This window comes from Achromobacter veterisilvae (genome assembly GCF_037619525.1).
GTDB lineage: Bacteria > Pseudomonadota > Gammaproteobacteria > Burkholderiales > Burkholderiaceae_B > Achromobacter > Achromobacter veterisilvae.
In genome coordinates this window covers 4,944,705-4,958,726 of record NZ_CP148753.1, presented here as the reverse complement: position 1 = coordinate 4,958,726, position 14,022 = coordinate 4,944,705, and the positions used below count along the sequence as shown (strand labels likewise).

Here is a 14,022-nt window from a genome sequence, read left to right as displayed (position 1 = left end):
ATCCCGACAGAGGAATGGAGACATAGATGGAAAACACGATGGCCCCCGGGGTCTCGCCGGTGATCCCGGCGACTGAGGAGGACCGGATCTACCGGAAGGTAGGCTGGCGGCTGGTGCCGCTGTTGGTGGTGTGCTACGTCGTGGCCTACCTGGACCGCGTCAACGTAGGCTTCGCCAAACTGCAGATGCTGCAGGAGCTGCAATTCAGCGAAACGGTGTACGGGCTGGGCGCCGGCATCTTCTTCATCGGCTACTTCCTGTTCGAGATTCCCAGCAACATCATCCTGCACAAAGTCGGCGCGAAGGTCTGGATCGCGCGGATCATGATCACCTGGGGGATCATTTCCGCGTGCATGATGTTCGTGACCAGCGTGCAGATGTTCTACGCCCTGCGCTTCCTATTGGGCGCGGCCGAAGCCGGGTTCTTCCCGGGGATCATCCTGTACCTGACCTATTGGTATCCGGCCGCGCGGCGCGGGCGCATCACCACCTTCTTCATGACCGCCGTGCCCATGTCCGGACTGATCGGCGGCCCGGTCTCGGGCTGGATCATGAGCACCTTCCACGGCGACCACGGCCTGTCGGGCTGGCAATGGCTGTTCCTGCTGGAGGGCATCCCTTCCATCATCATCGGGATACTGGTGCTGGTGTATCTCGACGACCGCATCAACCGCGCCAAGTGGCTGACCGCCAGCGAGAAGGCCGTGCTGATCCGCAACATCGCCGCCGAGGAGCAGGAAAAAGAGGATCCGCCGATCCGCGCCGCGCTGGCCAAGCCGCGCGTGTGGGCCATGGCGCTGATCTATTTCTCGTTCGTGATGGGGCTGTACGGGGTCGGGTTCTGGATGCCCACGCTGATCAAGAGCACGGGCGTGCAAAGCCCGCTGGCGATCGGCCTCTTGACCGCGGTGCCCAACCTGTTCGCCGTGATCGGCATGATCCTGATCTCGCGCAATTCCGACCGGCACCGCGAACGCCGCTGGCACGTCGCGCTGCCGGCATTGTTCGGCGCGCTGGGCCTGTTCTTCTCGGCCGTGTGGAGCGGCAATACGGTTCTGGCCATCCTGGCGCTGACGGTGGCGAACATCGGCATCTGCACGGTGCTGCCGCTGTTCTGGAGCCTGCCCACGGCCTTGCTGGGCGGCACGGCGGCGGCGGCCGGCATCGCGCTCATCAATTCGGTGGGGAATCTGGCGGGGTTCGTCAGTCCTTACCTGGTGGGCTGGCTGAAGGATATGACTGGGACGACCAATACCGGGCTGTATATGCTGGCCGGCTGCCTGGTGGTGGGCGCGCTGGTGGCGTTGGCGCAGCCGGCCAAGTTGGTGAATAAGTAGGATGGGTGCAGCGCGAGAGTCCTTAAACTAGAACGCCAGCGCCCATCGCGCGCAACCCATGCGGCCGCAAGAGGCCGTCTTCGCCGTTCGGTGTCAGACACCCGTGACGACCGGCCCCGGTTCGGGGCGGCATCTCGTACGGGTGTCTGACACCTTGCATCGGTCAGCCCGCGTGCTCGATCACCAACTGCACCGACACCATCCCGTTCCAGACGTTCTGCTCCAGGCGGTAGGCGGCCTGGATGTGTTCCGGCAGCGACTGGTCGTGGCCGAACCAGATGGCGTCGAAACGCTGGTGGCCGCGTTCCAGCGACAGCTTCAGGTGCTTTTCGCCGACCAGGCGCTGGTTGCGCACCACGAATTCGTCCAGGAACAGGGGGGCGGCGAAACCCGCGCCCCAGACCTGCTGTTGCAGCATGCCGGCCACGTCGGCGTTGGCATAGCCCGATTCCAGCGATCCGTCGGTCTCGATGACCGGCTCGAAAGCATCGCGGCCGGTCAGTTCGCGCACGGCGGCGTCGAAGGCGGGGGCGAAGGCGGCGAAATCCTCGCGGCCGAGCGTCAGGCCGGCCGCCATGGCGTGGCCGCCGAACTTGCGTATCAGGTTGGGGTGGCGCTTGGACACCAGGTCCAGCGCGTCGCGCAGGTGCACGTCCGGGATGGAGCGGCCGGAGCCGCGGATTTCGTCGTCGCCGGCGGGCGCGAAGGCCAGCGTGGGCCGCCAGAATTTTTCCTTCAGGCGCGAGGCCACCAGTCCCACGACGCCCTGGTGCCAGCCGGGATCGAACACGCAGACGGTGGCGCCGGCGGCCGCGTTCGGCTCTTCCATGGCGGCCAGCGCCTGTTCGCGCATCTCGGCCTCGATCGTGCGGCGCTCGCGGTTGATGTTGTCGAGTTCGCGCGCCATTTCCAGCGCCTGGGCCTCGTCGTCGGTGGTCAGGCAGGCGATGCCCAGGCTCATGTCGGCCAGCCGGCCCGCGGCGTTGATGCGCGGGCCCAGCGCGAAGCCCAGGTCGAAACCATTGGCGCTGCGCGGTTCGCGGCCCGCGACGGCGAACAGGGCGCGCAGCCCGGGCTGCAGGCGGCCCGTGCGCATGCGCTGCAGGCCCTGGGTGACCAGCAGGCGGTTGTTCGCGTCCAGCTTGACCACGTCGGCCACCGTGCCCAGCGCCACCAGGTCCGACAGCGCGTCCAGGCGCGGGCCGCCGTCGGGCGCGTACACGCCGCGCCGGCGCAGTTCGGCGCGCAGCGCCAGCATCATGTAGAAAATGACGCCCACGCCCGCCAGGTTCTTGGACGGAAAGCCGCAGCCGGGCTGGTTGGGGTTCACGATGGCCAGCGCGGCCGGCAGGGTGTCGCCGGGCAGGTGGTGGTCGGTGACCACCACGCCGATGCCCGCGGCGTTGGCCGCGGCCACGCCGTCCACGCTGGCGATGCCGTTGTCCACCGTGATGATGATGTCGGGCTTGCCGGCGCGGTGCCGGCAGGCCAGTTCCACGACGGCGGGCGACAGGCCGTAGCCGGTCTCGAAACGGTTGGGGACCAGGAAGTCCACGTCGGCGCCCATGGCGGACAAGGCCCGCAGCCCGACCGCGCAGGCGGTGGCGCCGTCGCAGTCGTAGTCGGCCACGATCAGCAGCTTCCTGCCCGCCTGGATGGCGTCGGCCAGCACGCCGGCGGCATGCGCCGAATGCGTCAGGCCGGCGGGCGGCAGCAGGGACGGCCAGGCCAGCCGGGTCTGGTCGGGATGGGTGACGCCGCGGGCGGCCCACAGGCGGGCCAGCAGGGGATGGATGCCCGAGGCTTCCAGGACGCGGCAGGCGTCCAGGTCGGACGGGCGGACAGTCAAGCGGGGTGAGACCACCAGGCGCTCCAGTTTTTCTTGGGCGCGGGCAGCAAGCCGAGCAGGCCCCCGCGCGGTTTCAGGGTAAGGGCGGCCTTGCGGTCGTCGCCCAGCAGCAGCAGTTCGACGGGCGTGCCGGGCAGCCCGTTCTTGCCGGCCAGCGGGCGCAGGTGCTGCGCGTCCAGTTCGGCCAGGGCGTCCAGCCACGCGGCCCAGTCGCCGTTGCGCTGGGGGGCGTCCAGCCCGGTCAGCACGCGTTCGGGGCCGGCCGCGGCGACAGACCAGGGCGAGCCGCCGCCGTACAGCCACAGCGCGTTGACCGGCGGCAGGCCGCGGGCCGCGCGCGCCTCGTTGACGGGGTGGCCGTGCCACGCCATCTGTATTTCGTTCAGCAGCCGGCGCCACGGGCGCGTCTGCGCGTCCTGGCGCCACCAGTCGTTCAGGCGCTGCCCGGCTACCGCCAGGGGGCTGGCGGTCTGGGGGCGCAGGCCGTCCGGCAGCCGCAGGCGCCAGCGTTCGGGCGACAGCGGTTCGGTGGCGAAGCCCGTGCCCTCGAAGAGGGGGCGGGCCGTTTCCAGCAGGGCGGCGGTTTCCTCGGCGCGCAGGTCCATCATGCCGGGGTCCAGCAGGGTGGCCTGGTCCGTGCCCAGCGCCAGATGGACCAGTTCGGCCAGCCAGACGGGTTGGCCGCCATCCGCTTGCCCGGCGGCCAGCAGGGGGCCGAGGCCGGCGCCTTGCAGCAGTCCCGGCTCGGGCGTGTAGCCGGCGCGGGACAGTTGCCACGATTCGAAGGCGGTACAGCCATGGGCGCGCACGTCGTAGGCCTCGGGCCGGGCGGCGCCGGCCCGCAGCCAGCCGTGCAGGGTGGGCGCGCGTTCGGGCAGGAGCTTGGCCAGTTCCGAAGCGACGGGGAGGGCGGGCAAGGCGCCCGGAATAACAATGAGCATGGCGGCGATTGTAAGCCCCCTATACCCCGGGGAACTAAGCGGCGCGGCCGCTGCCTTAGCCTGAAGCGAAACGTGCTTTCCGGTGCGGGTCGTCCCTCCGCCCGTTAATGCCATAATGCGCACGTGCTGAAAATACCCTACGAACTCTGGATAGGCGCCCGCTACGCCGGGCTGGCCCGAATCCGCCAGCGACGCGGGCGCCGCGATCGCTTCATCTCTTTCATCGCCGCCAGCTCCATGGCGGGCATCGCGCTGGGCGTGGCCGCCCTGATCGTCGTGCTCTCCGTCATGAATGGTTTCCAGAAAGAAGTGCGCGACCGCATGCTGTCGGTGCTGCCGCACATCGAACTCTACATTCCCGGGGCCGTGCCGGAGCGGGTGCTGGAGCAATGGCAGCAGTTCGCGTCCGCCGCCGAGAAGAACACCGCGGTCAAGGCCGGCGCGCCGTTCGTGGCGGCGCAGGGCATGCTGGTGCGGGGGCAGGCCTTGCGCGGCGTGCAGGTGCGCGGCATCGATCCGCAGTCCGAAGGCAATGTGTCGGACCTGCCCCGGCAGATGGTCTCGGGCAAGCTCACCGACCTGAAGCCCGGCGGCTTCGGCGTGGTGCTGGGCAACGAACTGGCCGACGGCATGGGCGTGAAGCTGGGCGACACCCTGCTGATGATGGCGCCGCAAGGCTCGATCAGCCCGGCGGGATTCACGCCGCGCATGCGCCAGTTCACCGTGGTGGGCGTGTTCTCGTCCGGCCACTATGAATACGATTCCTCGCTGGCGTTCGTCGACGACGAGGACGCCGCCCGCGTGTTCCGCGAGAGCGGCACCGCCGGCGTGCGCCTGCGCATCGCCGACATGCAGCGGGCCCCGGAAGTGGCGGCCGAACTGCAGAAGGTGCTGCCGCCTTACGTGATGGCCAGCGACTGGTCGCGCAACAACCGGACGTGGTTCGCGGCCGTGAAGACCGAAAAGCGCATGATGTTCCTGATCCTGGCGCTGATCGTGGCGGTGGCGGCGTTCAACCTGCTGTCCTCGCTGGTGATGGCCGTGAAGGACAAGCAGTCCGACATCGCCATCCTGCGCACGCTGGGCGCGGGCCCCCGGGAGATCGCGCGCATCTTCCTGGTGCAGGGCGCGCTGATCGGCGTCATCGGCACGCTGCTGGGCGTGGCGGGCGGCATCCTCATCGCCTACAACGTCGACGTGATCGTGCCGTTCATCGAGGGCCTGCTGGGCGTGCATTTCCTGCCGCGCGAAATCTATTTCATCAGCGCCTTGCCGTCGGACCCCCAGATGGGCGACATCGCCACCATCGGCCTGACCTCCCTGGTGCTGTCGCTGCTGGCGACCCTGTATCCCAGTTGGCGCGCCTCGCGCCTGCAACCCGCCCAGGTGCTGCGCCATGACTGACAACCTGACTCCCGCGCTGCAGGCCGACAACATCGTCAAGGTCTACGACGAAGGCCCCGCGCGCATCGAAGTGCTCAGCAACGTCAGCCTGTCCGTCGCGCGCGGCGAGATGGTCGCCATCGTCGGCGCCTCGGGCTCCGGCAAGAGCACGCTGCTGCATATCCTGGGCCTCCTGGACGTGCCGACCAGCGGTTCGGTGTCGGTGGACGGCCAGCTTGCCGTCGGGCTGTCCGAGAGCCGCAAGAGCGCGGTGCGCAACCGCAGCCTGGGCTTCGTCTACCAGTTCCACCACCTGCTGCCGGAGTTCTCCGCGCTGGACAACGTGGCGATGCCGCTGATCGTGCGCCGCGAGAACCGCGACAAGGCCCGGGAGGCCGCCCGCGATGTCCTGGGCCTGGTGGGCCTGGCCGCCCGCGAAGAGCATTTCCCGGGGCAGTTGTCCGGCGGCGAACGGCAGCGCGTGGCGCTGGCGCGCGCGCTGGTGACCCGTCCGGCCTGCGTGCTGGCCGACGAGCCCACGGGCAACCTGGACCGCCACACCGCCCACAATATGTTCGAATTGCTGACGCGGGTGAACCGGGAGTCCGGCACGGCGTTCGCCATCGTGACGCACGATCCGGAACTGGCCGCCCGCGCCGACCGCCAACTGCTCATGGAAAACGGCCGCCTGGTTTCGGGTTGAGCGGGGCGGGTGGATAATCGGGGCTGGGGCCCGCGCGCGGCTCCTTTCCGTGTCAACAGGCCCCGGGAGGCCGAGCCCATGCTGATCGACACCCACTGCCATCTGGACGCCGCGGAATTCGACGCGGACCGCGGGCAGGTCGCCGACCACGCCCGCGAGGCGGGCGTCGAGGCGATCGTCATCCCCGCCATAGAGCGCGCCAATTTCTCCGTCGTGCGCGAGCTGGCCGGCCGGACGGCCGGCGGCGCCTACGCGCTGGGCATCCATCCGCTCTACGTGGGGCGCGCGTCCGACGCCGACCTGGACGCGCTGCGCGCCGCCGTCGAGGACGCGCTGGGGGACCCCCGCTTCATCGCCATCGGAGAGATCGGCCTGGACTTCTTCGTGCCCGAGATCGCCTCGGGAGAACCGCGCGAGCGCCAGGAACGCTTCTATGCCGCGCAACTGGCGATGGCGGCGGAGTTTGGCCTGCCGGTGCTGCTGCACGTGCGCAAGTCGCAGGACATCCTGTTGAAGTACTTGCGTCGCCATCCGCGCATCGGCGGCATCGCCCATGCGTTCAACGGCAGCGCCCAGCAGGCGCAGGCATTCATCGAGCAGGGGTTCGCGCTGGGCCTGGGCGGCGCGATGACCTACGAGCGCGCGTTGCAGATCCGCCGCCACGCGGTAGAGGTGGACCTGGAGCACCTGGTGCTGGAGACCGACGCGCCGGACATTCCGCCGGCCTGGCTCCATCCGCCCGACCGGCGCAACCGCCCCGGCGAACTGGCGCGCATCGCCGAAGTGCTGGCCGAACTGCGGGGGGTGTCGCCCGCCCGTGTCGCGCATGCCACCTCGGCCAACGCCATGCGGGTGCTGCCGCGCCTGCCGGCGGCCATTCTGGCCGACGCCGACTGATCTCCGTCCCGTTTTTTTGGCTGCGCGATAACGGAAGTTGTTGCGTGAATACGTCATTTTTCTAAGAATTGTCTGAAACCTTTGATTTAGCTGAACAAAACCTGACAAATAATTGAACGTATTAATAGGAATGAATATCATTGGCGTTCCCTAAAAGAACCCAATCGGCGCCTTGCGCCAACCGCCCGGAAAAGGGCGGTTTTCCTTGTCATTCCTATGTCCAAACAGAAAAGCTTGAAAGGCTCCGGCCGCACCCGTTCTCCACATCGCCTGCCTGTCCGCCAGTTGCCGCTTGCGCTGGCCCTGGCCGCCGCAGGGGCCGCCCATGCGCAAAGCGAAGACACCATGGGCGTGGCTCAACTGGATACCGTCGTGGTGACCGCGTCCGGTTTCGAGCAGGAGATCAAGAATGCGCCGGCGTCCATTTCCGTCATCACCCGCGAACAGTTGGAAACCAAGCCCTTCCACAACCTGGCCGACGCCGTCGCCGATGTCGAAGGCGTGACGGTGGAGCGGGGCGGCAAGGCTGGCGGCATGAACATCAGCATCCGCGGCCTGCCCAGCGACTACACGCTGGTGCTCGTGGACGGCAAGCGCCTGAACCAGAACAGTTCCGGCGCGCGCCCCAACGGCTTCGGCGACGTGGACACGAACTTCATTCCTCCCATGGCCGCGATCGAGCGGATCGAAGTGGTGCGCGGCCCGATGTCGACGCTGTACGGCTCCGATGCGATGGGCGGCGTCATCAACATCATCACGCGCAAGGTCAGCCAGGAATGGACCGGGCAGGTCACGCTGGACGGCACGGCGCAAGGCGACAACCGCTACGGCAACAACTATGGATCGGCGTTCTACCTGAGCGGCCCGCTGGTGACCGACAAGCTGGGCCTGACCCTGCGCGGCGGGCTGTACCGCCGCCTGAGCGCGCACGGCAGCTATCCGGCCAATCAGGCCGAGTCCGACAGTGGCAACTACACCGGCGACATCGCCAGCTTCAGCGGGCTGGGAGACAGCCTGCAGCGCAACGTCGGGCTGCGCCTGGCGCTGACGCCCAACCGCAACCATGACATCCTGTTCGACGTCGACAGCAACTGGCAGACCTACGACAACGCCAACGGCGAACTGGGCACCCTGAACGACAGCGTGGCGCCCAACCGCCAGGGCGGGGGCTATGAGCCCGAAATGAAGTTCAACCGCCAGCGCTATGCGCTGACGCACCTGGGCCGCTACGCCGGCTCGATCAGTTCCGATACCAGCCTGGTGTACGACACCACGGAAACCATCGGGCGCACCAATCCCATGAACGCGCCGCGCCGTCCCTCCGACGGCGACAAGCGCGACCTGGAATACGACAACTGGGTGTTCGACACCAAGTGGACCATGCCGCTGTTCAACGACCGCCACAATCTGACCATGGGCGGCCAATGGCGCGAACAGCATTTCAAGGACACGCTGGTATCGGCGCCGCTGGACATGAAGCAGTACCAGTGGGCCCTGTTCGCCGAAGACGAATGGCGCATCGTGGACGACCTGGCGCTGACCATGGGCGCGCGCTACGACCGCAACGAGCAGTTCGGCGGCAAATGGAGTCCCCGCGGCTACCTGGTGTGGAACGCCACGCCGGCGTGGACGTTCAAGGGCGGAGTTAGCAAGGGCTACAAGACGCCCGACATCAACCTCATGACCGACGGCATCATCGGGCTGGGCGCGCAGGGCACCATGCCGCTGCTGGGCAATTCGCAGCTCAAGCCCGAAAGCAGCACCTCGTCCGAACTGGGCGTGCTGTTCGACGACGGCTCGGGGCTGACCGGCAACCTGACCGCCTTCCACACCAAGTTCAAGGACAAGATCGACAGCCAGAACGTGCCCAACTGCCTGGCGGTGGGCGGCCCGGCGCCGGGGTGCCTGGACCTGGGCGTGTGGGAACGCAACGGCGTGCCCGTCGCCAACTTCTCGCAGCGGGTCAACGTGGATTCGGCCACCATCAAGGGCTTCGAATTCGGCGGCCGCGTGCCGCTGTACGCCGGCTGGTCCTTCAACGCCAACTACACACTGACCGCAAGCGAAGTGACCTCGGGCGCCAAGCAGGGGCAGCCGCTGGGCTCGCAGCCCAGGCACGCCCTGAACCTGGGCCTTAACTGGAAGATCAACGACCAGTTCAATACCTGGGTGCGCGGCGAGTACCGCGCCAAGCAGTTCAACGACATGAACTGGGAAAAGGAGCAGGTGTTCTACAGCCCGTACTGGCTGGCCAGCCTGGGCGGCTCCTACGCGGTCAACAAGAACGTGACCTTGTCGGCATCGGTGCTCAACCTGTTCGACAAGAACTTCGTGGACTACGGCCCGACGAAGACCGGCACGTCGGCGCCGGCGGCCAATGCCAACTGGTCGAACTCCTATCGGCAGGTGCTGGAAGGCCGCCGCCTGTGGGTGTCGGCGAACATCACGTTCTGATGGCAGTGAACGCCCGGCTCCGGCCGGGCGTCGTATGGAAACGCACCGCGAAAAGTAGTAACGTACGTAATTATCTGGTGCGTACCGTATGTCTGCCACTGCCAAGTCCAATCGAGTCCCGCCGCGGTCCGCGGCCCAGGCGTCATCGTTCGATCCGTTCGAACAGGCCATGCGCGACTTGTCGCGGAGGCTGGGCCCGGAGAGCGGCAATCCGTTGCAGCAGGCCGTCCTGTCGCGCCTGCTGCAGCACACGGCGTTGCGGCTGACGGATGCGCTGGATGCGCCATTGCGGCCGCATGGCCTGAATTCCACCCTGTGGACGGCGCTGGTGGTCATCTACAGCAGCCAGGACCACGAGCTGATGCCGTCGGCGCTCAGCGTTTTCATGAATTCATCGCGCACCAACATCACGCGCGTTTCCAGAGAACTGACGAAACAGGGCTTCGTGCGGCGGATCGCCAGCGCGCATGACGGCCGCCAGGTGCTGCTGCAACTGACCGGCAAGGGGCGGCGCTTCGTCGAAGACCACCTGCCGCTGCGCCGCGCCCAGATGACCCGCATCTTCGCGGCGTTCGACGCCGCCGAACTGGAGCAGTTCGAGGCGCTGGCGCGCAAGCTCTTGCAGGCGGCGGAATAGAATCCGGGCCGCCGCGCCATCATGACTGCCGACCTTCCCGTCCGGCCCGCTCCCGCGCCGTCCCACCGGCTGATGATTACGGTGTCCATCATGATGGCCACGATCATGCAGACCCTGGACAGCACCATCGCCAACGTCGCGCTGCCGCACATGGCGGGCGGCCTGTCCGCATCGCAGAGCCAGATTACCTGGGTGCTCACGTCCTACATCGTGGCCGCGGCGATCGCCACGCCCGTCACCGGCTGGCTGACGGGGCGCTATGGGCGTTCGCGGATATTCCTGGTCGCCATCGCCGGCTTCACGGTCATGTCGCTGCTGTGCGGCGCCGCGGCGAACCTGGCGGAGATCGTCGTTGCCCGCCTGCTGCAAGGCGCGTTCGGCGCGGCGCTCGTCCCCTTGTCGCAGTCGGTCATGCTGGACATCAATCCTCCGGAACGCCATGCGCGCGCCATGGCGACGTGGGGGATGGGGGTCATGCTGGGGCCCATCCTGGGCCCGACCCTGGGCGGCTGGCTGACCGACAACATGAGCTGGCGCTGGGTGTTCCTGATCAATCTGCCGGTCGGCCTCCTGTCTTTCGCGGGGGTCTGGTTCTATCTGCGCGATGAGGGAGCGGCGCGAAAATCGGGTTTCGACTGGTTCGGCTTCGCGACGCTGGCCATCTTCGTGGGCATGCTGCAGCTAGTGCTCGACCGGGGAGACCAGGTCGACTGGTTCGAATCCATCGAGATCCGCATCTATGCCGCCTGCGCCGCCATCGCGCTGATCTACTTCATCATCCACACGGCCACCGTCGGCGCGGCCTCGTTTCTGAACGTCAATTTGCTGCGCGACCGCAATTTCGTTACCGGCACGGCGTTCTATTTCGTGGTGGGGCTATTGCTGTACGCCACCCGCGCGCTGCTGCCGCCCATGCTGCAGACGCTGCTGGGCTACCCGGTAGTCACGACGGGGCTGGTCACCGCGCCAAGCGGCTTGGGCACCATGGTGGCGATGCTGGTCGCCGGCCGCGCCGTGGGGAGGCTGGACGAACGCCTCATCATAGGATTGGGCCTGGGGCTGACTGCGCTGTCCTTGTGGCAGATGGCCAATTTTTCGCCCGAAATCACGGAATGGGGCGTGGCGTGGCCAGGGTTCGTCCAGGGACTGGGCCTGGGTTTCACCTCGGTCCCGCTGACCACGCTGACCTTCTCCACGCTGGACCGGGCGCTGCGGCCGGAAGGAACCGCCATTTTCAGCCTGTCGCGCAACATGGGGAGCAGCATCGGAATATCCACCATGCAGGCGCTATTGACCCGCAATACCGTGATGATGCACAGCTCATTGGCGGCCTACGTGACGGTGGGCGCTTTGCAGGCGCGTCCGGACGGCTTCGACAAAGTATTCGACCTGGGCACGCGGGCGGGCCTAGCGGGCCTGGATGCGGTAGTGCAGAACCAGGCGGCGTTCGTCGCGTATCTCGACGACTATCGCTTGATGATGTGGCTGACGCTGGCCACGCTGCCCTGTCTGCTGCTGATGCGGGTGCGCAAGCGGAGCGTGGCCGCGCCGCAGGAGGAGCCGCTGCATATCGCGGCGGAATAAGGGAGGGTGCCCCCGCGGCTCAGGCGTGCAGCCGGGGCAGTTCCAGCCGCACGCTCAAGCCCTGCGGCGACAGGTTGCGCGCCGACATGCGGCCCTTGTGCGCGGCCACCGCGGCCTGCGCGATCGACAGGCCCAGCCCGGCGCCGCTGCCAGGCTTGCGAGCGCCCGACGTGGTGCGGTAGAAGGGTTCGAACAGGGATTCCAGCTCGTCGTGGGCCACGCCCGGCCCGCGGTCCTCGATCTCCAGGCAGGCCTCGCGCGCGCTGACCAGGAGCCGCACGCGTATCGTGCTGTGCGCGGGCGCGAAACGCAGGGCGTTGCGCAGCACGTTTTCGATGGCGCTGGCCAGGCTGCAGCGGTCGCCGATGAGGGGCACGGCGGGATGTTGGTCCCAGTCGATGCGGATCTGCCGGCCGCCGGCCTCGTAGCGGGCGTCCTCGACGACGGCGGACACCACCTCGGCCAGGTCCAGCGTGTCGGTGGGCACGGGCAGGGCGCCCAGCCGGGCCAGCCGCAGCGTGTTGCCGACCAGCGAGTCCAGGCGCTCGCATTCGCGTTCGATACGGTCTAGCTGCAAGTCCTGGCGTTCGTCCTTGCGCCGCGCCAGCTCGGCCGCCAGCCGCAGCCGGGCCAGGGGAGAGCGCAGTTCGTGGGCGATGTTGTGCAGTAGCTGTTCGCGGGTGTCGACGAAGGCTTTCAGGCGGTCGGCCATGGCGTTGAAGTCGCGCGCCAGCAGGCCCAGTTCGTCCTGGCGCCGGGCCAGTTTCGGCGGGGTCTGCGCATCGAGGCGTCCGGCGGACAGCGCGTGCGTGGTCTGGCGCAGTTGCGTCAGCGGCGCCGCCACGTGGCGGGTCAGGGCCCAGCAGAACGGGGCGGTCACCGCCAGGGCGAACAGCAGCAGCGCCAGCGCCACCGGCGAGAGTTCCAGCACCTCCCAATGCGAGGAGTCGAACGGCAGGAACAGCATCAGCAGTTCGGTGCCGTCCGGCAGCGCCAGCCATTGCGGCTCCCACCAGGAGACGCGCTCGGCCTCGGGGGCGGCGGGCACGTCGTCCGCCTGGGACGGGCGGTCGGGCGCGGCGCGGTACGAGGTCAGCCAGTCGTGCATGCGGGTGGGCAGCCGCCGTCCGAGGATGTCGGCATCCTGGGCGTCCATGATGTAGATCTTCAAGGCCGAGTAGCGCTGGTCCATCGCCTGGACCCAGCGTTCCAGGCCGTCCTTGCCCTGCGTGCGCGCGATCTGCGCGGCGTCGCGGGTCAGGCTGGCGGGGTTCAGGCCGTCCAGGGAATTGAAGCGGTACCAGGCGACCGCGGCGGTGAGCATCATGCCGCACACCAGGATGACGGCCATCGCGCTCCAGAAGGTCAGGAAGGCGCGCCAGAAGAGCGAGCGGGCGGGCAGCCAGGCCATGTCAGGCGCCGCCGGCCAGCACGTAGCCCAGGCCCCGCAGATTGCGGATGGACAGCGCATCCGCGCCATTGTCCAGATGCAGCTTCTTGCGCAAGGCGCTGATGTGGGTGTCGATGCTGCGGTCGTAGCGGTCGGGCTTGCGGCCCAGGGCGTACAGGCCGATCTGGTCGCGCGCGACGACCTGGCCGGGGGCGCGCATGAGGATCTCCAGGATGCGCTGTTCCGCGCCGGTGAGCGCGATCTCTTCGTCGCCGATCCGCGCGCGCCCGGTGGCCGGGTCCAGGAACAGCGCGCCCAGCGTCAGGCCGGGCCGGCCGGCGTCCGGCGTTTCATCGAAGCGCCGCTGCACCGCCGTGATGCGGGCCTTGAGTTCGCGCGGGCTGAAGGGCTTGGCCAGATAGTCGTCGGCGCCGAACTCCAGGCCCAGCACGCGGTCGGTCTCGCCGCCATGCGCGGTGAACATGATGACGGGGCGGCGCGAGCGCTGCCGGTAGTGCTTGAGCAGATCCAGGCCGCTGCCGTCGGGCAGCATCAAGTCCAGCAGCACGAGGTCGAAGTCGTTCCGCGCCAGCAGGGCGAGTCCCTGCGCGCCCGTGTGCGCCAGCGTCAGCAGGCAATGGTTGGGTTCCAGGTATTCGCGCAGCATCTGGGCCAGTTCGACATCGTCGTCGATCAGCAGGATGCGGCGCGTCGCCGGGGAATGGGAAAAAGGCATTCGTATCGTCGGTTCTGCACCCGGCAGTTTGGCGGATGGCCGCGGGCCGGAGTGTCAAGAAGTGCAAAGAAAATAAAAGTTGCGGAAAGCGGGTTGCCGGTCTCCGACAGG

Annotated in this window: 11 protein-coding genes; 7 read left to right on the top strand and 4 right to left on the bottom strand. The window is 67.9% G+C overall.

Going from position 1 to position 14,022, the window contains the following annotated elements:
- Positions 1 to 26: 26 nt before the first annotated feature.
- Positions 27 to 1,337 (top strand): MFS transporter, encoded by a 1,311-nt coding sequence (locus tag WHX56_RS22920; protein WP_129239520.1) that lies wholly within the window; start codon positions 27 to 29, stop codon positions 1,335 to 1,337.
- 163 nt (positions 1,338 to 1,500) lie between these two features.
- Here the strand turns inward: WHX56_RS22920 and recJ are convergent, their stop codons facing one another.
- Positions 1,501 to 3,201, bottom strand: coding sequence for a single-stranded-DNA-specific exonuclease RecJ (gene recJ, locus WHX56_RS22915; protein WP_129242124.1), 1,701 nt, complete (start codon positions 3,199 to 3,201; stop codon positions 1,501 to 1,503).
- Positions 3,183 to 4,127: a hypothetical protein gene (locus WHX56_RS22910; protein WP_338879108.1), complete on the bottom strand. Its 945-nt coding sequence runs from the start codon at positions 4,125 to 4,127 to the stop codon at positions 3,183 to 3,185. The genes recJ and WHX56_RS22910 overlap by 19 nt, the downstream gene beginning before the upstream one ends.
- 171 nt (positions 4,128 to 4,298) lie before the next feature.
- Between WHX56_RS22910 and WHX56_RS22905 the strand changes: the two genes are divergently transcribed.
- From WHX56_RS22905 to WHX56_RS22880, 6 genes are all read left to right on the top strand, one after another.
- The gene (locus tag WHX56_RS22905; protein ID WP_244235088.1) at positions 4,299 to 5,531 is read left to right on the top strand and encodes a lipoprotein-releasing ABC transporter permease subunit; all 1,233 of its coding nucleotides are present in this window, start codon (positions 4,299 to 4,301) and stop codon (positions 5,529 to 5,531) included.
- Positions 5,524 to 6,213, top strand: a complete 690-nt coding sequence (locus WHX56_RS22900) for an ABC transporter ATP-binding protein (protein ID WP_129242127.1) — start codon at positions 5,524 to 5,526, stop codon at positions 6,211 to 6,213. Before WHX56_RS22905 ends, WHX56_RS22900 begins: the two co-directional genes overlap by 8 nt.
- A 78-nt stretch (positions 6,214 to 6,291) precedes the next feature.
- On the top strand, positions 6,292 to 7,110 hold the full coding sequence (locus WHX56_RS22895) for a TatD family hydrolase (protein ID WP_287753841.1): 819 nt from the start codon (positions 6,292 to 6,294) through the stop codon (positions 7,108 to 7,110).
- A gap of 216 nt (positions 7,111 to 7,326) precedes the next feature.
- Positions 7,327 to 9,564 (top strand): TonB-dependent receptor domain-containing protein, encoded by a 2,238-nt coding sequence (locus WHX56_RS22890; RefSeq protein WP_338879107.1) that lies wholly within the window; start codon positions 7,327 to 7,329, stop codon positions 9,562 to 9,564.
- A gap of 88 nt (positions 9,565 to 9,652) precedes the next feature.
- The gene (locus tag WHX56_RS22885) at positions 9,653 to 10,201 is read left to right on the top strand and encodes a MarR family transcriptional regulator (protein WP_338879106.1); all 549 of its coding nucleotides are present in this window, start codon (positions 9,653 to 9,655) and stop codon (positions 10,199 to 10,201) included.
- A gap of 21 nt (positions 10,202 to 10,222) precedes the next feature.
- Complete coding sequence (locus WHX56_RS22880) at positions 10,223 to 11,785, top strand: DHA2 family efflux MFS transporter permease subunit (RefSeq protein WP_129242131.1); 1,563 nt, start codon at positions 10,223 to 10,225, stop codon at positions 11,783 to 11,785.
- Positions 11,786 to 11,804: 19 nt separating this feature from the next.
- On the opposite strand, the gene WHX56_RS22875 is transcribed toward WHX56_RS22880, so the two are convergent.
- Both WHX56_RS22875 and WHX56_RS22870 read right to left on the bottom strand, forming a co-directional pair.
- Positions 11,805 to 13,196 carry a HAMP domain-containing sensor histidine kinase gene (locus tag WHX56_RS22875; protein ID WP_338879105.1) on the bottom strand — a complete coding sequence of 464 codons (1,392 nt, stop codon included), beginning with the start codon at positions 13,194 to 13,196 and terminating at the stop codon, positions 11,805 to 11,807.
- A gap of 1 nt (position 13,197) precedes the next feature.
- Positions 13,198 to 13,911: a response regulator transcription factor gene (locus WHX56_RS22870; RefSeq protein WP_338879104.1), complete on the bottom strand. Its 714-nt coding sequence runs from the start codon at positions 13,909 to 13,911 to the stop codon at positions 13,198 to 13,200.
- Between the last annotated feature and the right edge of the window lie 111 nt (positions 13,912 to 14,022).

Excerpts from the sequence above, each read along its gene's own strand:
- WHX56_RS22920 (WP_129239520.1), top strand. The coding sequence starts at position 27 with ATGGAAAACACGATGGCCCCCGGGGTCTCGCCGGTGATCCCGGCGACT.
- WHX56_RS22910 (WP_338879108.1), bottom strand. The coding sequence starts at position 4,127 with ATGCTCATTGTTATTCCGGGCGCCTTGCCCGCCCTCCCCGTCGCTTCG.
- WHX56_RS22900 (WP_129242127.1), top strand. The coding sequence starts at position 5,524 with ATGACTGACAACCTGACTCCCGCGCTGCAGGCCGACAACATCGTCAAG.
- WHX56_RS22895 (WP_287753841.1), top strand. The coding sequence starts at position 6,292 with ATGCTGATCGACACCCACTGCCATCTGGACGCCGCGGAATTCGACGCG.
- WHX56_RS22890 (WP_338879107.1), top strand. The coding sequence starts at position 7,327 with ATGTCCAAACAGAAAAGCTTGAAAGGCTCCGGCCGCACCCGTTCTCCA.
- WHX56_RS22885 (WP_338879106.1), top strand. The coding sequence starts at position 9,653 with ATGTCTGCCACTGCCAAGTCCAATCGAGTCCCGCCGCGGTCCGCGGCC.
- WHX56_RS22880 (WP_129242131.1), top strand. The coding sequence starts at position 10,223 with ATGACTGCCGACCTTCCCGTCCGGCCCGCTCCCGCGCCGTCCCACCGG.
- WHX56_RS22875 (WP_338879105.1), bottom strand. The coding sequence starts at position 13,196 with ATGGCCTGGCTGCCCGCCCGCTCGCTCTTCTGGCGCGCCTTCCTGACC.
- WHX56_RS22870 (WP_338879104.1), bottom strand. The coding sequence starts at position 13,911 with ATGCCTTTTTCCCATTCCCCGGCGACGCGCCGCATCCTGCTGATCGAC.